The sequence below is a fragment of the Citrobacter sp. C5_2 genome (genome assembly GCF_014596845.2).
Taxonomy (GTDB): domain Bacteria; phylum Pseudomonadota; class Gammaproteobacteria; order Enterobacterales; family Enterobacteriaceae; genus Citrobacter; species Citrobacter werkmanii.
Map to the genome: position 1 here is coordinate 1,882,473 of NZ_CP115032.1, position 19,287 is coordinate 1,901,759.

General features: G+C 49.7%; 17 protein-coding genes and 1 pseudogene. 8 read left to right on the forward strand and 10 right to left on the reverse strand.

Annotated elements, in window-relative coordinates:
- Positions 1-5: 5 nt before the first annotated feature.
- The 4 genes from hcr to aqpZ form a co-directional block, all read right to left on the reverse strand.
- Entirely contained in the window at positions 6-974 is a 969-nt protein-coding gene (gene hcr / locus ICA20_RS09065) for an NADH oxidoreductase (RefSeq protein WP_038641860.1), read from the reverse strand.
- A 10-nt stretch (positions 975-984) separates the two neighbouring features.
- Entirely contained in the window at positions 985-2,637 is a 1,653-nt protein-coding gene (gene hcp, locus ICA20_RS09070) for a hydroxylamine reductase (protein WP_038641856.1), read from the reverse strand.
- Positions 2,638-2,792: 155 nt separating this feature from the next.
- Positions 2,793-3,692 (reverse strand): lysine exporter LysO family protein, encoded by a 900-nt coding sequence (locus tag ICA20_RS09075; protein ID WP_038641854.1) that lies wholly within the window; start codon positions 3,690-3,692, stop codon positions 2,793-2,795.
- A 142-nt stretch (positions 3,693-3,834) separates the two neighbouring features.
- Positions 3,835-4,530, reverse strand: coding sequence for an aquaporin Z (aqpZ, locus tag ICA20_RS09080; protein ID WP_038641851.1), 696 nt, complete (start codon positions 4,528-4,530; stop codon positions 3,835-3,837).
- 371 nt (positions 4,531-4,901) lie between these two features.
- Between aqpZ and ICA20_RS09085 the strand changes: the two genes are divergently transcribed.
- The gene (locus ICA20_RS09085; protein WP_038641848.1) at positions 4,902-6,560 is read left to right on the forward strand and encodes an ATP-dependent endonuclease; all 1,659 of its coding nucleotides are present in this window, start codon (positions 4,902-4,904) and stop codon (positions 6,558-6,560) included.
- Here ICA20_RS09085 and ICA20_RS09090 read toward each other — a convergent pair.
- Positions 6,557-7,504, reverse strand: a complete 948-nt coding sequence (locus ICA20_RS09090; protein ID WP_038641846.1) for a VirK/YbjX family protein — start codon at positions 7,502-7,504, stop codon at positions 6,557-6,559. The genes ICA20_RS09085 and ICA20_RS09090 overlap by 4 nt on opposite strands.
- 160 nt (positions 7,505-7,664) lie before the next feature.
- Between ICA20_RS09090 and macA the strand changes: the two genes are divergently transcribed.
- Positions 7,665-8,780 (forward strand): macrolide transporter subunit MacA, encoded by a 1,116-nt coding sequence (gene macA, locus ICA20_RS09095; protein ID WP_038641845.1) that lies wholly within the window; start codon positions 7,665-7,667, stop codon positions 8,778-8,780.
- Complete coding sequence (gene macB / locus ICA20_RS09100) at positions 8,777-10,723, forward strand: macrolide ABC transporter ATP-binding protein/permease MacB (RefSeq protein ID WP_038641842.1); 1,947 nt, start codon at positions 8,777-8,779, stop codon at positions 10,721-10,723. Before macA ends, macB begins: the two co-directional genes overlap by 4 nt.
- A gap of 74 nt (positions 10,724-10,797) precedes the next feature.
- Here the strand turns inward: macB and cspD are convergent, their stop codons facing one another.
- Positions 10,798-11,022, reverse strand: coding sequence for a cold shock-like protein CspD (gene cspD / locus ICA20_RS09105; protein ID WP_003036813.1), 225 nt, complete (start codon positions 11,020-11,022; stop codon positions 10,798-10,800).
- A gap of 323 nt (positions 11,023-11,345) precedes the next feature.
- Here cspD and clpS point away from each other — a divergent pair, with 323 nt between their 5' ends.
- The 3 genes from clpS (at position 11,346) to ICA20_RS09120 (ending at position 14,378) form a co-directional block, all read left to right on the forward strand.
- Positions 11,346-11,666 (forward strand): ATP-dependent Clp protease adapter ClpS, encoded by a 321-nt coding sequence (gene clpS / locus ICA20_RS09110; RefSeq protein ID WP_006683877.1) that lies wholly within the window; start codon positions 11,346-11,348, stop codon positions 11,664-11,666.
- A gap of 30 nt (positions 11,667-11,696) precedes the next feature.
- On the forward strand, positions 11,697-13,973 hold the full coding sequence (gene clpA / locus ICA20_RS09115) for an ATP-dependent Clp protease ATP-binding subunit ClpA (protein WP_038641840.1): 2,277 nt from the start codon (positions 11,697-11,699) through the stop codon (positions 13,971-13,973).
- Positions 13,974-14,048: 75 nt separating this feature from the next.
- Complete coding sequence (locus ICA20_RS09120) at positions 14,049-14,378, forward strand: DHCW motif cupin fold protein (protein ID WP_032939562.1); 330 nt, start codon at positions 14,049-14,051, stop codon at positions 14,376-14,378.
- A 128-nt stretch (positions 14,379-14,506) separates the two neighbouring features.
- On the opposite strand, the pseudogene ICA20_RS09125 reads toward ICA20_RS09120, so the two are convergent.
- Positions 14,507-14,774, reverse strand: a pseudogene (locus ICA20_RS09125) (tyrosine-type recombinase/integrase); the annotation flags it as partial.
- 592 nt (positions 14,775-15,366) lie between these two features.
- Between ICA20_RS09125 and ICA20_RS09130 the strand changes: the two are divergent.
- The gene (locus ICA20_RS09130; protein ID WP_038641838.1) at positions 15,367-15,798 is read left to right on the forward strand and encodes a hypothetical protein; all 432 of its coding nucleotides are present in this window, start codon (positions 15,367-15,369) and stop codon (positions 15,796-15,798) included.
- Between the two features lie 14 nt (positions 15,799-15,812).
- Positions 15,813-16,691 carry a hypothetical protein gene (locus ICA20_RS09135; RefSeq protein ID WP_038641836.1) on the forward strand — a complete coding sequence of 293 codons (879 nt, stop codon included), beginning with the start codon at positions 15,813-15,815 and terminating at the stop codon, positions 16,689-16,691.
- Positions 16,692-16,758: 67 nt separating this feature from the next.
- Here the strand turns inward: ICA20_RS09135 and ICA20_RS09140 are convergent, their stop codons facing one another.
- The 3 genes from ICA20_RS09140 to yegQ all read right to left on the reverse strand — a co-directional run bounded on the left by ICA20_RS09140 (position 16,759) and on the right by yegQ (position 19,230).
- Positions 16,759-17,094 (reverse strand): hypothetical protein, encoded by a 336-nt coding sequence (locus ICA20_RS09140; protein ID WP_038641833.1) that lies wholly within the window; start codon positions 17,092-17,094, stop codon positions 16,759-16,761.
- Entirely contained in the window at positions 17,087-17,263 is a 177-nt protein-coding gene (locus ICA20_RS09145) for a zinc ribbon domain-containing protein (protein ID WP_306669594.1), read from the reverse strand. Before ICA20_RS09145 ends, ICA20_RS09140 begins: the two co-directional genes overlap by 8 nt.
- Before the next feature lie 605 nt (positions 17,264-17,868).
- A complete protein-coding gene (yegQ, locus tag ICA20_RS09150) occupies positions 17,869-19,230 on the reverse strand; it encodes a tRNA 5-hydroxyuridine modification protein YegQ (RefSeq protein WP_006683890.1) in 1,362 nt (453 codons plus the stop codon).
- Between the last annotated feature and the right edge of the window lie 57 nt (positions 19,231-19,287).

Consider the following 19,287-nt stretch of genomic DNA (forward strand, 5'->3'; position numbering starts at 1 on the left):
ACAGATTAAGCGAGTACTAAATCGCTCTGCGGATGACAGGAGCAGGCCAGTACATAGCCTTCGGCTATTTCTGCATCCGTCAGCGTCATGGTGCTGCTGACCGTGTAGTTACCGTCAACCACTTTGGTTTTGCAGCAGCCGCAAACGCCCGCACGACATGCGGCAACGACCGGCACTTTATTGCTTTCCAGCGCGTCCAGCAGCGTACTGCCCACCGGCGCGTAAAACTCTTTCGCCGGTTGCAGCTTGGTGAACTTCAGACCGCTGGTGGCGGCCTCGGCAACTGGCGTGAAGAACTGCTCTTTAAAAAAGCGCGTCACGCCCAGCGCTTTGACTTCTTTCTCGACCAGATCCATATACGGCGCCGGGCCGCAGGTCATCACGGTACGAGAGCTCAGATCCGGCACGCTTTTCAGCAGATCGGTCGTCAGTCGGCCAGAAACAAAACCGTGGGTGGCATTGTTTTCAGCGACTAGCGTCACCGGATAGTCACGCCATTCGTCGGCAAAAATAACATCTTGCGGTGAACGAACGTTAAAGATCACCTGCACATCGGCCTGTGGGCGGTACTTTGCCAACCAGCGACGCATTGACATGATTGGCGTCACGCCGCAACCGGCAGCCAGCATCAGGAACTTATCTTCCGCCTTATCTTCACAGGTAAATTCACCCATGGCATCGGACAGCCAGATATAGTCGCCGCGCTTCACGTCACGGGTCAGCCACTGTGAACCTGCGCCATCGTCAATCCGGCGAACGGTCAGCGTAATGTACTCGCTTACCCCCGGGGTAGATGAAATGGTGTAAGCACGCAGCGTCTGGGCTGAGTTACGTACGCTAACCAGTGCATACTGCCCGGCGCGGTACGGATAATAGTCGTGGCACAGCAACGAAATCGTCCATACATCCGGCGTTTCCTGATGGATGTGATGCACCTGCATCCGCCATGGGCACTGATGAGTTGGCATTGTCATTCTTTACTCCTTACGCGCTCAGCAACTGCTTCATGTCTTCTTCAACGGTGGTGACGGAACGCAGGCCGAATTTCTCGTTGAGCACAGCCAGCAGATCCGGCGTGAAGAAACCAGGCGCTGTTGGGCCAGTGACGATGTTTTTCACGCCCAGCGACAGCAGGGTCAGCAGAATCACAATCGCTTTCTGTTCGAACCAGGAGAGCACCAGAGACAGCGGCAGGTCGTTGACGCCGCAGCCCAGCTTCTCTGCCAGAGTGACCGCCAGGATGATGGCAGAGTAAGCATCGTTACACTGACCGGCATCGACCAGACGCGGCAGGCCTTCGATATCGCCGAACTCCAGTTTGTTGAAACGGTATTTACCGCACGCCAGGGTCAGGATCAGGCAATCGTCCGGGACGCTGGTGGCGAAGTCGGTGAAGTAGTTACGTTCGCCGCGCGCGCCGTCGCAGCCGCCGACCAGGAAGATATGACGCAGTTTTTCACGGCTGACCAGGTCGATCAGCGTATCAGCAGCGCCCAGCAGCGTCTGACGACCGAAACCTACGGTGATCAGGTGCGGGATTTCGCTGTACGGGAAGCCAGCCATCTGTTGTGCCTGAGCGATGACCGGACCGAAGTTGTCGCCTTCGAGGTGGCTCACACCCGGCCAGCCGACGATGCTACGGGTCCAGATACGGTCGTCGTAGGCGCCCACGGTTGGGTCGATGATGCAGTTAGAGGTCATCACGATTGGGCCAGGGAAGCGAGCGAACTCAACCTGCTGGTTCTGCCAGCCGCTGCCATAGTTACCAATCAGATGTTTGAACTTGCGCAGTTCCGGGTAGCCGTGTGCTGGCAGCATTTCGCCATGGGTATAGACGTTAACGCCGGTACCTTCGGTCTGCTCCAGCAGGTTGTAGAGATCTTTCAGGTCGTGACCGGAGATCAGGATGCATTTACCTTCGGTCGCTTTAACGTTGACCTGGGTCGGCGTCGGGTGACCGTATTTAGTGGTTTCACCGGCGTCCAGGATGCTCATCACTTTGAAGTTCATCTGGCCGATTTCCATAGAACACTCCAGCAGAGCGTTCATATCGGCAGGCCAGGTCCCCAGCCACGCCATAATTTTGTGGTACTGGGCGTAGATGTCGTTGTCGTACTGGCCGAGAACGTGCGCGTGTTCCATATAGGCCGCGGCACCTTTCAGACCGTACAGGCACAGCAGGCGCAGGCCGAGAATGTTCTCGCCGATGGCCGCTTTGTCTTTGTTCGGGGTAAATTCAGCCGCCTGACGTTGCAGGTCGCCCAGATCGTCGCTGACCAGTTGCAGGTCGGCCATCGGGTTGTCGACCGCTGCGTTCGCATCGATGTTCAGACATTGCGCTTTCAGCGCGTCGCGCATGGCAATCGCTTCACGGGCATAGCCAACAATACGCGGGGAGTCGAAGTTAACGTTGGTCAGCGTGGAGAAGAACGCGCGCGGTGCGAAGTTATCAACGTCATGGTCGATGATGCCGTATTCACGCGCTTTAACAGCCCATGCAGACAGACCTTGTAGGGAAGCAATCAGCAGATCCTGCAAATCGGAGGTTTCAGCCGTTTTACCGCACATACCCTGCGCGTAAGAGCAGCCGTTCCCTGCCGGAGTACGGATGGTTTGTTCACATTGCACACAAAACATGGTCACACCTTTTAAAGTTATATTTAATATACATGTTTAAGATTATGCCTGTGCGCGCAGGGATAAAAGGGATTTCTGCTACAACTTGCAAGGAGATTGATTTAGCGCAATTTTGGCGGTAGCCGACTACCGCCAGAGAGGTATTTGTTTAAGGGTCAGGCGGAGAAAAACGCCATCAACAGAGGGACTAACAGACTCAGGATAAAACCGTGCACGATGGCTGCCGGAACCATTTCCAGTCCACCGCTGCGTTGTAAAACCGGAAGGGTGAAATCCATCGATGTGGCCCCGCATAGCCCCAACGCGGTAGAGCGACTGCGGCCCACCATGCCGGGAATCAACATAATGGCAATCAGTTCGCGCGCCAGGTCATTAAAGAAGGCGGCACTGCCAATCACCGGCCCGAACGATTCGGTTAACAGAATACCGGACAGCGAATACCAACCAAAACCTGACGCCATCGCCATCGCGGTTTTGACCGGCAGGCCGAGGATAAACGCATTAATAACCCCCGCCAGCATCGAACTGGCGACGACGACGACGGCAACAATCATGCCCCGGCGATTCAGCACGATTTGCTTGAGGGTCATACCGCTGTTGCGAAGCTGAATCCCCACCAGGAACAGTAAAAAGATTAACGTATATTCGCTGGCTTCGGTGGCGTGCTGCAAAAAGGAAAGACCGGTGAGACCCAGCAGGAAGCCCACCACGACAACCCCACAAAGCTGGAGCGACTCAAACGCCATCGCGATCCGCGACGGTAGTTTCTCTTGCTGATGGTTATGCCGCCAGGGCAGTGAACGCTCCAGCCAGAACAACGCGGCGATATTACACAGCAAAATAACCGTCACGCTGACAGCAGAATAATGAAGTATGGCTAACAGGTTGCTGGCGAGATTATCCAGAAACGCCAGGCTGATACCCATAAAAAAGAGAATAAGGTAGACGATCCAGCTCAACAGGCGATTGATGAGTTTTAGTGCGCCCATGTGCCGAAGTGGAATAAGGTAGCCCACAATAAGGGGAACCAGAATGATTAACAGCCCTGAAAACATGAAAACCCGATCCTTGCTGAGATGTAAGACGAAATGCGCAAGCACACACTACTCAATGCAAAGAGGGGAGTAAAGTTGCAAATAAAAGGAAATATAGCGAGGAAAAAAAGGCCTGACTTTCGCCAGGCCTTTTTGTTAATGATTAATCGCGTTTTTCCAGCAGAGTGCGGTAAATAAGACCGCCGAGAACCCCACCGATAATTGGCATAACCCAGAAGAACCACAATTGTTGCAATGCCCAGCCGCCCTGGAAAATGGCAACTGCGGTACTACGTGCCGGGTTTACGGAGGTATTAGTGACTGGAATGCTGATCAAGTGGATCAGTGTTAACGCCAGACCGATTGCAATAGGGGCAAAACCTGCCGGAGCATGTTTGTCGGTCGCGCCGTGGATCACTAATAAGAAACCAGCGGTCAGAATAATTTCAATTACAACAGCAGAAAGCATGGAATAACCGCCAGGTGAATGATCACCAAAGCCGTTCGAAGCAAAACCGCTGGCGGTTGCATCAAAACCTGCTTTACCGCTGGCAATTAGATACAGAGCCGCAGCTGCAACAATACCGCCCACAACCTGCGCAATAACATATCCAATAACGTCTTTCGCCGGGAAGCGACCGCCAGCCCATAAACCGAAGGTTACTGCCGGGTTAAAATGTCCACCTGAAATATGGCCCACGGCAAAGGCCATAGTTAATACGGTCAGACCAAATGCCAATGCGACACCGGTGAATCCAATTCCCAATTCCGGGAATGCTGCGGCCAGTACTGCGCTACCGCACCCACCAAAGACGAGCCAAAACGTACCGAAGAATTCGGCTGCTAATTTCCTGAACATAACCACCTCAATTAAAAGTTCCGGGTTCGTATTCCTTGCCCGGTAATTCATCGCTTAAAGGGACGATGATGAAAGAGCGGGTATTTTAGAAAAAAACATCATCCCTTCGCCAGTTAAATTGATGAAAAAATTTGATTTAAGGCAATATGTCGTGATTCCTTTTTGAATATTGGATGAATGAAGCATAGTTCAATTAGCTAAAAATGATGATTGAGCTCAGAAATTATAATCACAGGAAAACATAAGAAGAATATTCTTAATTTTTTTGATTTCTGCGATTAACCTCCTGATGATATCGGGTGCCCTGAGCGCACGGTTAACGTTATACTCCTGATAACTTGAAGGAAAAAGTTAGCATTTCCGGAGGCTATATGATTCTCGAACGCGTTGAGATTGTTGGATTTCGTGGTATTAACCGCCTGTCGTTGATGCTTGAGCAGAGTAACGTGCTGATTGGGGAGAACGCGTGGGGTAAGTCCAGTCTGCTGGATGCCTTAACCTTGCTGCTGTCGCCGGAATCTGATTTGTACCACTTTGACCGCGATGATTTTTGGTTCCCGCCGGGGGATATACAGGGCCGGGAACATCATTTGCACATTATCCTGACCTTTCGTGAATCTCAGCCGGGTCGTCATCGGGTTCGTCGCTACCGGCCTCTGGAAGCCTGCTGGACGCCGTGCCACGATAGCTATCACCGTATATTCTATCGTCTGGAGGGCGAGTGCGCGGATGATGGGACCGTCCTGACGCTACGTAGTTTTCTTGATAGTGATGGCCATCCGCTCAATCTCGACGACATTAACGATCTGGCGCGGCATCTCGTGCGTCTGATGCCTGTGTTGCGTCTGCGCGACGCGCGTTTTATGCGGCGCATTCGTAACGGTACGGTGCCGGATTCGGCGGATGTTGAAGTGACCGCTCGCCAGCTGGATTTTCTGGCGCGTGAACTGGCTACCCGACCACAAAACCTGACCGATGGGCAGATTCGTCAGGGGCTGTCGGCTATGGTGCAGCTATTAGAGCACTATTTTTCTGAGCAGGGTTCTGGTCAGTCCCGCTATCGCCTGATGCGTCGCCGCTCCAATAACGAACAACGTAGCTGGCGCTATCTGGATATCATTAACCGCATGATTGATAAACCTGGCGGACGAACGCATCGGGTTATCCTGTTGGGACTGTTCTCGACGCTGTTGCAGGCCAAAGGCACGTTAAGGCTGGATAAAGATGCCCGGCCTTTATTGCTGATAGAAGACCCGGAAACGCGTTTACATCCCATCATGTTGTCGGTTGCCTGGCACCTGCTGAATCTACTTCCTCTCCAGCGGGTGGCGACCACCAACTCCGGTGAGTTGCTGTCTCTCACGCCGGTGGAACATGTTGTCCGTCTGGTGCGTGAGTCATCCCGCGTCGCCGCCTGGCGACTGGGGCCGGGTGGGATCAGCGCGGAGGACGGTCGGCGTATTGCTTTCCATATTCGTTTCAATCGCGCATCTTCACTGTTTGCCCGCTGCTGGCTGCTGGTGGAAGGCGAAACGGAAACCTGGGTCATTAACGAGCTGGCCCGCCAGTGCGGACACCACTTTGATGCGGAAGGCATTAAAGTCATCGAATTCGCTCAGTCAGGCCTCAAACCACTGGTTAAGTTTGCCCGCCGGATGGGAATTGAATGGCACGTGCTGGTCGATGGCGATGAAGCGGGGAAAAAGTATGCCGCCACGGTGCGCGGTTTATTGAATAACGACAGAGAGGAGGAGCGCGATCATTTAACCATGCTCCCCGCGCTGGATATGGAACACTTTATGTATCGTCAGGGGTTCGCCGATGTCTTTCATCGCGTCGCGCAGATCCCGGAAAACGTGCCAATGAATATGCGCAAAATTATCTCCAAGGCGATTCATCGTTCGTCAAAACCGGATCTGGCGATCGAGGTGGCGATGGAAGCAGGGCGGCGTGGTGTAGACGCCGTTCCCACTTTGTTGCGGAAAATGTTTTCCCGCGTGCTTTGGCTGGCACGCGGCAGAGCGGATTAGTGGCGAAACATCGACGACAGCTGCGCGTGGATGCTGTCCAGTAGCTGATAGCGACGGCGGTATTCTGCGCGTTTTTTACTGGCAATCTCCGCTTCGCTTTTTCGTGCCAGCGCACGCGGAATATGATAGTACCCGCGGCTGTCGCACTTGCCGCCAAGCGACGCCCAAAATGCGTTGTAGTCGGAAAGAATCACTTTGTTTTTATCGTTGTAACGCGGACTGCGAAAGATATGCTGCTCGTTACTGACAGCCATTACCTTTTCGATATTCAATTGTTCCGCTAAACGACAAATGGCTTCCATAACAAGGCGTTTGGGGAATATTCCGTGGCAGGATTTGGTCGCTTTTTGTGTTGCTTCGTGCGGAAGTTGTGAATTGCCCTGCATGCCGCCGATAAATAATGTACTTTTCCCATTATATTCGCAGAACGTAAATGTCATTTTAGTCAGTTCGTCACCATCACCATTTCGCACCAGAATGGTACTTTCACCCTCTTTATCCAGTACCGGAAACATCATCATGGTCACGGTAAATATCTCGTTATCTTTGCCTGCAATTTGCGCCAACTGTAAGCCGTCATGACTTAATAAAGCGTTAAATTCACCAGGTAAAAATGCATGGCGGATAACATGATAATGAAAACGCACCGCATCTAATCGCATTCTGGGATCGAAGTTGGCGGCAAGGTAAGGACGATGCAGACGAACGGGCAGTCGGGGTTGACGGGCGAGCAGGTCTTCAAGCTCCGGCCACTGCGCCAGTTCAGTCATCCATTCCTGGGTAAGGCGAGGTATCAGCAATGAACGCCAGATAAACTTACGCCGAAAGCTCCGTTTATCCCAACACTGTGCAGGCCGTAATTGACCGCGGCTCAGGCTGTAAAAAAGTCCCAGGCTGGTGATGGGTTTGCTGGAAAGAAAAGCGCTTTCAGTTAGTTGACTCATAATATAAATCCGATTGATACCCTGGCATTAATTTCAGCACAGCGGATCTTAACCATTCATCAATAACTCTGTTATTCTTGCGCTTTTCAACGGCTATTTATTTAACGTTGACGTTTAACACTCCACTCTGATGGACGTATTGGGGGAAATTGGGACATTTATGAAGCTCAAGGGAAAAATCAAAAAACGCTATTTTATCTTCGCCATCATCCTTATTGTGGCGATAATTGCACTATGGCGAACGCTTAATGCGCCTTTACCTCAGTATCAAACGTTAATTGTTCGTCCAGGCGATCTCCAGCAAAGCGTACTGGCAACCGGGAAACTGGATGCGCTGCGTAAAGTTGACGTCGGGGCGCAGGTCAGTGGGCAGTTAAAAACGCTGTCAGTCGCGATTGGCGATAAAGTAAAAAAAGATCAACTGCTTGGCGTTATCGATCCTGAACAGGCGCAAAACCAGATCAAAGAGGTTGAAGCGACGCTGATGGAATTACGCGCCCAGCGTTTACAGGCTGAAGCCGAGTGGAAGCTGGCGCGGGTGACGCTTTCCCGTCAGCAACAGTTGGCGAAAACCCAGGCGGTTTCACAACAGGATCTCGATACCGCGGCTACCGAGATGGCGGTCAAACAGGCACAAATCGGCACCATTGATGCACAGATTAAGCGTAATCAAGCCTCTCTTGATACAGCAAAGACCAACCTTGATTACACCCGCATTGTGGCGCCGATGGCGGGTGAGGTTACGCAAATAACCACCCTGCAAGGACAAACCGTTATTGCCGCCCAGCAGGCGCCTAACATTCTGACGCTAGCAGACATGAGTACAATGCTGGTGAAAGCGCAGGTTTCCGAGGCGGATGTTATTCACCTGCATCCCGGACAAAAAGCCTGGTTCACCGTCCTGGGCGATCCGCAGACGCGCTACGAAGGTACGCTGAAAGATGTCCTGCCGACGCCGGAAAAAGTGAATGATGCGATTTTCTACTATGCCCGCTTTGAAGTGCCTAACCCGAAAGGGATCCTGCGTCTGGATATGACTGCACAGGTCCATATCCAGCTCACGGATGTCAAAAATGTCCTGACCATCCCGCTATCGGCGCTGGGCGATCCTATTGGCAATAATCGCTATAACGTCAGGCTGCTGCGTAACGGCGAAACCCGCGAGCGTGAGGTGGTGATCGGCGCGCGCAATGACACCGACGTGGAGATTGTGAAGGGGCTGGAAGAGGGAGATGAAGTCATTACCGGCGAGGGCAATCCAGGAGCGGCGAAATGACGGCATTGCTTGAGCTGAGCAATATCCGCCGCAGTTACCCGTCAGGCGAAGGGCAGGTCGAGGTGTTAAAGGACGTTTCCTTGAGCATTCAGGCCGGTGAAATGGTGGCGATTGTCGGCGCGTCTGGTTCGGGTAAATCGACGCTGATGAACATTCTCGGCTGTCTCGATAAACCTACCAGCGGCACGTATCAGGTGGCCGGGCGCGATGTCTCCACCCTCGATAGCGATGCGCTAGCGCAACTGCGACGCGAGCATTTCGGTTTTATCTTCCAGCGTTATCATTTGCTGTCGCATTTAACCGCCGCGCAAAACGTTGAGGTGCCAGCGGTCTATGCCGGGACTGAACGTAAGCAACGTCTGGCTCGTGCGCAGGAATTACTCCAGCGGCTGGGGCTGGGCGACAGGGTTGACTATCAGCCTTCCCAGCTTTCCGGTGGTCAGCAGCAGCGGGTCAGTATTGCGCGTGCGTTGATGAACGGTGGGCAGGTTATTCTTGCCGACGAACCCACCGGCGCGTTGGATAGCCATTCTGGCGAAGAGGTGATGGCGATTTTGCATCAACTTCGCGATCGCGGACATACGGTAATTATCGTTACGCACGACAGCCAGGTCGCCGCGCAGGCCGAGCGCGTCATTGAAATTCGCGACGGAGAGATCGTACGTAATCCGCCGCCGCACAAATCTTCTGGCGGACGCGAAATCTCCGGGTCGACAGTGAAAACAGTATCCGGCTGGAGTCAGTTTATCAGCGGTTTTCGCGAAGCGCTCACCATGGCCTGGCTGGCAATGGCTGCGAATAAGATGCGTACGCTGCTGACCATGCTGGGGATTATCATCGGTATTGCTTCGGTGGTTTCAATTGTGGTGGTGGGGGATGCGGCAAAACAGCTGGTGCTGGCAGACATTCGCGCTATCGGTACCAATACCATTGATATCTATCCAGGCAAAGATTTCGGCGATGACGATCCGCAGTATCAACAGGCGCTGAAATATGACGATTTAACCGCGCTGCAGAAACAGCCCTGGGTAAGTTCGGTGACGCCTGCGGTGTCGAAGAACCTGCGGTTACGCTACGGTAATATTGACGTGGCAGCCAGTGCGAACGGCGTTAGCGGCGACTATTTCAATGTCTATGGCATGACGTTTAGCGAAGGCACCACCTTTAACGCTGAGCAGCTGGCTGGCCGGGCGCAGGTGGTGGTGCTTGACAGTAATACCCGACGTCAGCTGTTCCCCAACAAAGCGAAGGTGGTGGGCGAGGTCATTTTGGTGGGAAATATGCCTGCTACGGTGATTGGCGTTGCAGAGGAGAAACAGTCGATGTTCGGCAGTAGTAAGATCCTGCGGGTCTGGCTGCCTTACAGCACCATGTCCGGGCGAATTATGGGGCAATCGTGGCTGAACTCAATCACCGTGCGAGTGAAAGACGGGTTTGATAGCGCTCAGGCTGAGCAGCAACTTACCCGTCTGTTGTCGTTACGCCATGGGAAGAAAGATTTCTTTACCTGGAATATGGACGGCGTCTTGAAAACCGCCGAAAAGACCACACGTACATTACAACTCTTCCTGACGCTGGTGGCGGTCATTTCGCTGGTGGTGGGTGGAATCGGCGTGATGAATATTATGCTGGTTTCGGTAACCGAACGAACGCGCGAGATTGGCATTCGTATGGCGGTTGGCGCGCGCGCCAGTGATGTGCTGCAACAGTTCCTCATTGAAGCGGTGCTGGTATGTCTGGTTGGCGGCGCGTTGGGCATCACGTTGTCGATGCTGATCGCCTTTACGCTACAGTTATTCCTGCCCGGCTGGGAAATTGGCTTCTCACCCGTTGCGCTGCTCACGGCATTCCTGTGCTCAACCGCTACCGGAATTTTGTTTGGCTGGTTACCGGCGCGTAATGCGGCGCGGCTTGATCCGGTAGATGCGTTGGCGCGGGAATAATGTTACAGAGATAAAAATGCCAGCCGCAAAGGCTGGCATTTTGACTGCGGGATGTACACAATGAAACAGAAGGGTTAAGCGACGGCTTCTGCTTCAATGACAGGCACGATGACACTGGCATGATTGCCTTTTGGCCCCTGGTGGACATCAAACTGGACAGACTGTCCGGCTTTTAGCGTTCTGTAACCATCCATCTGAATGGTGGAGTAATGGGCGAAAATGTCTTCGCCGCCGCCTTCGGGGCAGATGAAACCAAACCCTTTGGCGTTGTTGAACCACTTAACAGTACCCGTTTCCATACTTCGACATCCTTCGTAGATCTTATATAAGTAAGATGGAATGAACCGGTTGCGGAGTGGGGGCTGTTCAAAACCTCGCCAACTCTCGAAACTACAATTTAGAGAAATCAGGCGGGGCGTCAAGCGTCAGACGGATGGAATAGGGTAAAAATGCATCAAAATTTGAAGCAGTTAACGCTATTGTCGGTTCTGTGACAGATGTCGCGGATGGCACTAATAGATGATAGTTATCTAATACTTGAGGTAGATTGATTGTGTGCATAGGCTGCTTGTCAGCGGCAACATTTTCTGCCGGAAACCGTAACTGAAGATGACGACTGACAATGAGTAAGACGAACGACTGGCTGGATTTCGATCTGCTGGCGGAAGACAAATTGCGCGACGCGCTAAAACCGCCATCTATGTATAAAGTGATATTAATCAATGATGATTACACTCCGATGGAGTTTGTTATTGACGTGTTACAAAAATTCTTTTCTTATGATGTAGAACGTGCAACGCAACTGATGCTTGCAGTTCACTATCAAGGTAAAGCTATCTGCGGCGTATTCACTGCCGAAGTGGCTGAAACCAAAGTCGCGATGGTGAACAAATATGCAAGGGAGAACGAGCATCCGTTGCTGTGTACGCTGGAAAAAGCCTGAATGCAGGCATAAATATTGGGGGAGGTGCCTATGCTCAATCAAGAACTGGAACTCAGTTTAAACATGGCTTTCGCCAGAGCGCGCGAGCACCGACATGAGTTTATGACCGTCGAGCACTTGTTACTGGCGTTGCTCAGTAACCCATCGGCCCGCGAAGCGCTGGAAGCGTGTTCTGTGGATCTGGTGGCGCTCCGTCAGGAACTCGAAGCCTTCATTGAACAAACCACACCCGTATTGCCTGCCAGTGAAGAAGAGCGCGACACGCAGCCAACGTTGAGTTTTCAGCGTGTACTGCAACGTGCGGTCTTTCATGTTCAGTCCTCCGGGCGCAATGAAGTTACCGGCGCAAATGTTCTGGTAGCTATCTTTAGCGAGCAGGAATCTCAGGCGGCCTATCTGCTGCGTAAGCATGAAGTGAGTCGTCTGGACGTGGTGAATTTTATTTCTCATGGCACGCGCAAAGACGAACCAAGTCAGTCTTCTGACTCCGGGAATCAGCCAAATAACGAAGAGCAAGCTGGCGGGGAGGACCGTATGGAGAACTTCACGACTAACCTTAACCAGCTTGCCCGTGTGGGTGGAATTGATCCGCTCATTGGCCGGGAAAAAGAGCTGGAGCGCGCCATTCAGGTACTCTGCCGCCGTAGAAAAAACAACCCGCTGTTGGTGGGTGAATCTGGCGTCGGTAAAACCGCGATTGCCGAAGGCCTTGCCTGGCGTATTGTCCAGGGCGACGTGCCGGAAGTTATGGCGGACTGCACCCTTTACTCTCTGGATATCGGGTCGCTGCTGGCGGGCACCAAATACCGCGGCGATTTTGAAAAACGCTTTAAGGCGCTGCTGAAACAGCTGGAACAGGATACCAACAGCATCCTGTTTATTGATGAGATCCACACCATTATCGGTGCGGGTGCGGCATCGGGTGGCCAGGTGGATGCGGCGAACTTAATCAAGCCTCTGCTCTCCAGCGGTAAAATCCGTGTGATAGGCTCCACGACCTATCAGGAATTCAGCAATATTTTTGAGAAGGACCGGGCGTTAGCGCGCCGTTTCCAGAAAATTGATATCACTGAGCCGTCGGTAGAAGAGACCGTGCAGATTATCAACGGTCTGAAACCGAAATACGAAGCGCACCATGACGTTCGCTACACCGCGAAAGCAGTGCGTGCCGCGGTCGAACTGGCGGTGAAATACATCAACGATCGTCATCTGCCGGATAAAGCCATTGATGTGATCGATGAAGCGGGGGCGCGTGCGCGTCTGTTACCGGTCAGCAAACGCAAGAAAACCGTTAACGTCGCCGATATTGAGTCCGTGGTGGCCCGCATCGCGCGTATCCCGGAGAAGAGCGTCTCGCAGAGCGATCGTGATACGCTGAAAAATCTGGGTAACCGTCTGAAAATGCTGGTATTCGGACAAGATAAAGCCATTGAGGCGCTGACTGAAGCGATCAAAATGAGCCGTGCCGGTCTCGGCCATGAGCATAAACCTGTCGGTTCATTCCTGTTTGCCGGACCGACTGGCGTTGGTAAGACCGAAGTCACGGTGCAGCTGTCCAAAGCGCTCGGCATTGAGCTGCTGCGTTTTGATATGTCCGAGTATATGGAACGTCACACCGTCAGTCGTCTGATTGGTGCGCCCCCGGGATATGTCGGTTATGACCAGGGCGGTTTGCTGACCGACGCGGTCATTAAGCACCCGCATGCGGTCCTGCTGTTGGATGAAATCGAAAAAGCGCACCCGGATGTCTTTAACCTGCTGCTGCAGGTAATGGATAACGGTACGCTGACCGACAATAATGGCCGTAAGGCGGACTTCCGTAACGTGGTGCTGGTCATGACCACCAACGCCGGGGTACGTGAGACCGAGCGTAAATCGATTGGGCTTATTCATCAGGACAACAGCACTGATGCGATGGGCGAAATCAAAAAAGTGTTTACGCCGGAGTTCCGTAACCGTCTCGACAATATTATCTGGTTTGACCATCTCTCTACCGAGGTGATTCATCAGGTTGTTGATAAGTTTATTGTCGAGTTGCAGGTACAGCTGGATCAGAAAGGCGTCTCACTGGAAGTAAGCCAGGAAGCACGTAACTGGCTGGCTGAGAAAGGCTATGACCGCGCGATGGGTGCACGTCCGATGACGCGTGTTGTTCAGGACAACCTGAAAAAACCATTGGCCAACGAACTGCTGTTCGGTTCGCTGGTGGATGGTGGTCAGGTAACCGTTGAGTTGGATAAAGAGAAAAATGAGCTGACCTATGGTTTCCAGAGTGCGCAAAAGCACAAGCCAGAAGCCGCACATTAAGTTCTGGTCTCTAACGAGCCGGGCGTAATGCCCGGTTTTTTTTCGTCTGAAGACGACTTACCGTGGAGCTAAATGATGAAACTGGACAATATTCCATTCCATGTGACCGACTGGTCGCAGGTTATTCCCGAGCAGCATCCTGGTGAGTCTGGATATGCTACATGGAAAGTGGCTTTTGCCGGTGATGTTCGGGTGCGAATTGTCGAATATTCGCCGGGATATCTGGCCGACCATTGGTGTTCGAAAGGACACGTTCTGTTTTGTCTGGAAGGTGAGTTACGCACGGAACTGGAAGATGGCCGCGCGTTCGATCTAAAGCCAGGTATGAGTTACCAGGTGGCCGATCATGCAGAAGCGCATCGCTCATCAACCGCAACGGGAGCAAAGTTGTTTATTGTGGATTGATGGCGTAAACCAGCAGGCAAAAAATAAGCCTGCGTAAGGGCGTTTTTCGGGGGAAGTAACATGGGCTTTCAGCGGTGGAATGCGCATTCGCGCGGCACGCAAGACCACTGAAAGCCACTATAAATCATTCAAGCGTGGACACTCTGGGAGTCAACACCACCACGTAGCGGATTGAGTGAAACAGCATCCTGAAGATACTCAGGGGCAAAGTGCGCATAGACCATTGTCTGCTCTATCCCTGAATGTCCCAGTATTCTCTGCAAGGTGATGATACTCCCTCCGTTAATCATAAAGTGAGTAGCAAAACTGTGACGCAATGCGTGAGTGATCCGGTTTTACATCTTTCATTGTGCGCCTGAACTTCGGGTATGAGGCATCAGGGAACAGATAACCCTTAGATATGCAAAACTACCAACAAATCAGGATCATTTCCGACCGATTCTGATTTTATCAAAAATTTGGGGGGCATCGGAAAACCATCACAAACGTTACAAGTTTTAAAAATAGTATCTATTTATATGATATATATAAGTAAATAGTGGTATTGAAAACTATCACAACAGCATCACAGTGTGACGGTCTTAGATCATCACAACTCTGTTTTATAACTTACTGAATTTATTGGGTGTGACGGTTTACGTTACGTTTTGTGATGGTTTTACCGTCACAACATTTATTTATAATAATCATATGGTTAATGTATGATTTCAGGATGCGTGATGATTGTGACAGTTTTCCGATGACCGCATCAAATTACTGCAATGAGGTGACTGCAATTAGTCATTTTTGGTGTAAGGCTAAGGAGATGTTAAGGTAGCAAGTGCTATTTATTATAAATTAATAACATTCTAAATGTTGCATATAAAATAATTAATGTTCTCATTATGTCAATGTGCTCGGAGGTAGATTGGGAAATTTGGTTTTCTTTGTTGTACAGGGTATCATTTATGCTATAAATAACAGTTTGATATGATTTATAGAGGCTTGTATGAATAATTTAGATGCAAAAATCGCGGGCTTAGGTTTTCTTCAGTCAATTATATCTAGAATGGCATCTAATTCTTTTTATATTAAAGGTTGGGATTTAACTATATTTATAGGGGTTATTGCTTTAAAGAAAGATGTTACCCATTATGGAAACGCTATTTTTTGGGCGTTGATAGTAACTTCAATTTCTTTTTTCCTTCTTGACGCTTATTACTTACAGCAAGAAAGAATATTCAGAAAAGTGTATAATATTTTGTCTGAAAAGAAATTCGATGATGAAGGTGTCAATTTTTTTAGGGTTAACCCGACGCAATACAAGGAATTAGAAAGTTTTGAGACGTTGAAATATACGGATTCACTATTTTCCAGAACAATTCTGTCATTCCATATACCATTATTTGTGATTATTATGGCTTTTTTTGCAATGTCTTAGTAAAGGATTATGATATGCTTTATGCGCTCGATTTTGATATTAATGATAATTCATTTTTGATTAAAGATTCTAAGTATAATCAAGAATTAGATCCTAAGTTAAAATTGGAAAATCCTGTATTGAAAATTACCAATACCACAACTAAAAAAAATGGTAGTGAATTGATTGGTGAGGTGGACTATGATGATTTTATTGAAAATTGGTTTCCTAAAACTAATGCTCATATTTTTATATCACATAGTCATCAAGATAAACAAAAAGCAGTTGCTTTGGCAAACTTCTTATATAAGAAGTTTGGTATAAAATCCTTCATAGACTCAGAGGTTTGGGGGTATTTAGATGATGCAATGTTGGAGCTGAATAAGAAGTTTAACCCTATTGAAGGTAAAGAAAACACTTATCAATATGAGGAATGTAATAAGCTGGCTGGTAGCCTTAATTTGATATTATCATCTGCATTAACAAAAATGATTGATTCTGCAGACTCTCTTTTCTTTATTAATACTGTAAATTCGGTTAATAATGTTAATGATGGGTTTAAAACAAGTTCGCCATGGATATTTACTGAAATATTACTGAGTTCTATGCTGGAGAAAAAACCTCACGCCAGACGTCCAGAATTGATGTTGGAGTCAGCGTCGTCTGATATAGTGTTTGATAGTATAGTCGGTACTGAGGTTAGAAAAAGTGTACGTTTTTCATTTCCGCTTGGTATGGAGCATATGCATAAAGTAACATCAGAAATGTTGGAAAAAATACGAGATAGGGCAGAATCTATTCCATGTCAAATTAAACTTGAAAATGGACACTGTAATACCACTCCAAAATTTACTAATAGTGATATATTCAGAAATCTAGATGCTATTTATAACGTGGCTGTTCGCAAGAGCTAACCTGACTCGCATATTTTAATATTTGTAAGTGGTAAGCGCCCGGGTAAACTGGGCGTTTACTCTTAGTTTATTTGAGGTAGGAAATTATACCAGTAACGGCTGCTACGGCGGCAAGTAAAAGAGTGCAGAATGCAAGAGTCTGATTGCGTAACTCTTTCTGCATTGTCGTACGTAAATCTGAAATATCAGATTTAGTTGCAAAATTTTCGGAACGAGTAGTTAAGGTTGCGATGTTGACGCGGATTTCCGTAACGTCCTCTTCAAGTTTTTTAACTCTTTGCTCTAAATCTTCAGCCATTCCGCCACCTCCACTACCACCGCCAAAAGGAGTGATTTTGGGCAATTCTCTTTCTCGGTATGAGTCAAGATTGACCACTGTCTCTTCCTTAAGTTTATCACGCATCCTCTCGAGCCTCTTTATTTTTGTTATCAATCCAGTTCAGTACCGAACGAGCACGATAGAGATTTAGATAGCCACAGTTCATACAATGAGTGGGGAAATAAGTTTTATGTAGGATGTCACTGAATTTATCTGAACCTAATGTTATTAGTGTGACAAAAGTGCGGACTATCTTGTTGAATGATTTGCTTTTTTCATCATCTGGTAAAGATCAGTAGTTTTCTGGGAGTGCACTTCTTATCAGAACGCCACTTTCTGGGACAGCAAACTTTTCATGGCGGCACATCTGACATTTTTGCTCAATTCCTTTCGATGCGAGATATTCTGCAAAAAGCTCTGGTGTGACCTTTTTCAGACGTTCTTGAAACTCGTCTACTGGGTTACTGTTTTTTTATTATGCTCTTTTAGTTGTTGTTCTGCTTGTGAATGAGCATAAAGCGAGATTAAAAAATCTTTCAATTCCTGTTCTGAAGGATAGGAGATTTCCATGATTGAAACTCTCTTCTATGTTCGTAAAAATCCCGCTAGTGCGGGATTTTAGCTACTGATGTGGTCGTTATGTGGACGTTTATTGAAATAAATCCTTTTATTTCATGGTGTTAAGTAAAAAAATAAGCCTGCGTAAGGGAGATTACGCAGGCTAAGGAGGTGGTTCCTGGTACAGCTAGCATTTATGGGTTATGTTTTTCAGCGGGTGGGATAATACCCTTAATGAACGAAACGGTATGTGATCGATTTCTAAGAATCTTCCGATCGCTGAAAAATAACCGTAATTAACTACTTAGCATGCGGGTTGCGCGTGGACTCACCGGCAAAATTACGCATTAACAAGGCATAATTCAGATCGATATCCTCAGGTACCGGCATCCACACGGTGTAACCATCGCCCGGAGCAACCGGCATGGCTTCGCCTTTCGCGTTTTCCATCTGCTCAAGGGTAAAGTTGATATTGCCCTGTGGGGTCATCAACTCCAGGCTGTCGCCGACGGTGAATTTGTTTTTCACCAGTACGGCTGCAAGTTCGCCTTTACGTTCGCCGGTAAATTCGCCAACAAACTGCTGACGCTCCGACACAGAGAAACCGTATTCGTAGTTCTGATAGTCGTCATGCGTATGGCGGCGCAGGAATCCTTCGGTGTAACCGCGATGTGCCAGACCTTCCAGCGTCTCCAGCAGTTGCGGGTCGAACGGTTTGCCGGCAGCGGCATCATCAATCGCTTTGCGATAAACCTGCGCGGTACGTGCACAATAATAGTATGACTTGGTACGGCCTTCGATCTTCAGCGAATGCACGCCCATCTGCGTCAGACGTTCAACGTGGGCAATGGCACGCAAATCCTTCGAGTTCATGATGTAAGTGCCGTGTTCGTCTTCGAACGCGGTCATGTACTCACCCGGTCGCTGGGCTTCTTCAATCATAAAAACTTTATCTGTCGGCGCGCCAATACCCAGCGTGGGTTCGACGTTTTGTACCGGGATCGGCTCATACTTGTGAACGATATTGCCCACCACGTCTTCTTTCCCTTCCTGCACGTTGTATTCCCAGCGGCAGGCATTGGTACAGGTGCCCTGGTTCGGGTCGCGCTTGTTGATGTAACCAGAGAGCAGGCAGCGCCCGGAATAGGCCATGCACAATGCGCCGTGAACGAAGATCTCAATCTCCATATCGGGCACCTGAGTACGGATCTCTTCAATTTCTTCCAGCGACAGTTCGCGAGACAGGATCACGCGGGTCAGCCCCATCTGCTTCCAGAATTTGACCGTCGCCCAGTTAACGGCGTTAGCCTGCACCGACAGGTGAATATCCATGTCAGGGAAGTTCTCGCGCACCAGCATAATCAGACCCGGGTCCGACATGATCAGCGCATCCGGCCCCATTTCCACCACCGGTTTCAGATCACGAATGAAGGTTTTCAGCTTGGCATTGTGCGGCGCGATGTTAACCACCACATAGAATTTTTTACCCAGTTCATGGGCTTCATTAATGCCGAGCTGCAGGTTTTCGTGGTTGAATTCGTTGTTGCGTACGCGCAGTGAATAACGCGGTTGGCCCGCATAGACAGCATCTGCGCCATAGGCGAAAGCGTAACGCATATTTTTCAGCGTTCCCGCCGGGGAAAGGAGTTCCGGTTTAAACATAATTATCTCGTTCTGATGACAGGTCAGACTCGCCTCACTTAATGAGGCGGTTAGGGG

Excerpts from the sequence above, each read along its gene's own strand:
- aqpZ (WP_038641851.1), bottom strand. The coding sequence starts at position 4,530 with ATGTTCAGGAAATTAGCAGCCGAATTCTTCGGTACGTTTTGGCTCGTC.
- hcr (WP_038641860.1), bottom strand. The coding sequence starts at position 974 with ATGACAATGCCAACTCATCAGTGCCCATGGCGGATGCAGGTGCATCAC.
- ICA20_RS09140 (WP_038641833.1), bottom strand. The coding sequence starts at position 17,094 with ATGCGTGATAAACTTAAGGAAGAGACAGTGGTCAATCTTGACTCATAC.
- ICA20_RS09135 (WP_038641836.1), top strand. The coding sequence starts at position 15,813 with ATGCTTTATGCGCTCGATTTTGATATTAATGATAATTCATTTTTGATT.
- ICA20_RS09130 (WP_038641838.1), top strand. The coding sequence starts at position 15,367 with ATGAATAATTTAGATGCAAAAATCGCGGGCTTAGGTTTTCTTCAGTCA.
- ICA20_RS09120 (WP_032939562.1), top strand. The coding sequence starts at position 14,049 with ATGAAACTGGACAATATTCCATTCCATGTGACCGACTGGTCGCAGGTT.
- macB (WP_038641842.1), top strand. The coding sequence starts at position 8,777 with ATGACGGCATTGCTTGAGCTGAGCAATATCCGCCGCAGTTACCCGTCA.
- clpA (WP_038641840.1), top strand. The coding sequence starts at position 11,697 with ATGCTCAATCAAGAACTGGAACTCAGTTTAAACATGGCTTTCGCCAGA.
- hcp (WP_038641856.1), bottom strand. The coding sequence starts at position 2,637 with ATGTTTTGTGTGCAATGTGAACAAACCATCCGTACTCCGGCAGGGAAC.
- ICA20_RS09090 (WP_038641846.1), bottom strand. The coding sequence starts at position 7,504 with ATGAGTCAACTAACTGAAAGCGCTTTTCTTTCCAGCAAACCCATCACC.
- ICA20_RS09085 (WP_038641848.1), top strand. The coding sequence starts at position 4,902 with ATGATTCTCGAACGCGTTGAGATTGTTGGATTTCGTGGTATTAACCGC.
- yegQ (WP_006683890.1), bottom strand. The coding sequence starts at position 19,230 with ATGTTTAAACCGGAACTCCTTTCCCCGGCGGGAACGCTGAAAAATATG.
- clpS (WP_006683877.1), top strand. The coding sequence starts at position 11,346 with ATGAGTAAGACGAACGACTGGCTGGATTTCGATCTGCTGGCGGAAGAC.
- cspD (WP_003036813.1), bottom strand. The coding sequence starts at position 11,022 with ATGGAAACGGGTACTGTTAAGTGGTTCAACAACGCCAAAGGGTTTGGT.
- macA (WP_038641845.1), top strand. The coding sequence starts at position 7,665 with ATGAAGCTCAAGGGAAAAATCAAAAAACGCTATTTTATCTTCGCCATC.
- ICA20_RS09075 (WP_038641854.1), bottom strand. The coding sequence starts at position 3,692 with ATGTTTTCAGGGCTGTTAATCATTCTGGTTCCCCTTATTGTGGGCTAC.